Origin of the sequence: Pseudomonas sp. K5002, from assembly GCF_013386655.1 — a bacterium.
Lineage (GTDB): Bacteria > Pseudomonadota > Gammaproteobacteria > Pseudomonadales > Pseudomonadaceae > Aquipseudomonas.
Genome location: NZ_JACARK010000736.1, coordinates 1 through 606 on the forward strand (window position 1 = coordinate 1; position 606 = coordinate 606).

General features: G+C 64.4%; 1 protein-coding gene. It reads left to right on the plus strand.

Going from position 1 to position 606, the window contains the following annotated elements; genetic code table 11:
- A partial coding sequence (locus tag HX846_RS27405; protein ID WP_256740002.1) for an ABC transporter substrate-binding protein occupies nucleotides 1-606 on the plus strand: 606 nt, incomplete at both ends.

Genomic DNA, 606 nt, shown 5'->3' on the forward strand with positions numbered 1-606 from the left:
CGCCAGCAGCTGGACCCTGCGCCTGCGCCCCGGCCTGGAATTCCACAACGGCAAGACCATCGACGCCGACGACCTGATCTTCTCGATCCGCCGCCTCACCGACCCGCAGCTGGCCTCGCCCTACGCGGCGCTGCTGCACTGGGTGGACCGCGACAACCTGGTCAAGCTCGACAACCGCACCGTGCGCCTGAGCTTCCGGGAGGGGCGTAGCTACATGCCGCTGGCAGAAACCTGGGTCAATTTCGGCGGCATCGTGCCGGTGGACTACCACCCGGTCACCAACCCGGTGGGCGCCGGCCCCTACAAGCTCAAAAGCTTCACCCCCGGCCAACGCTCACTGTTTACCCGCTTCGAGAACTACTACAAGGACGGCAAGCCGTACGCCGATGAGCTGGAGATCATCGACTTCAAGGATCAGGTCTCGCGCCTGGCCGCCCTGCGTTCCGGGCAAATCGACATGGCCAACGTGATGCCCACCGAGCAGTTGCCGATCCTGCAAAAGGACCCGCGCCTGAAGGTGATCACCTCGGTGACCGGTAACTGGCTGTCGTTCGACATGAACCTCGACAAGCCGCCGTTCAACGACCCACGGGTGCGCGAAGCGTT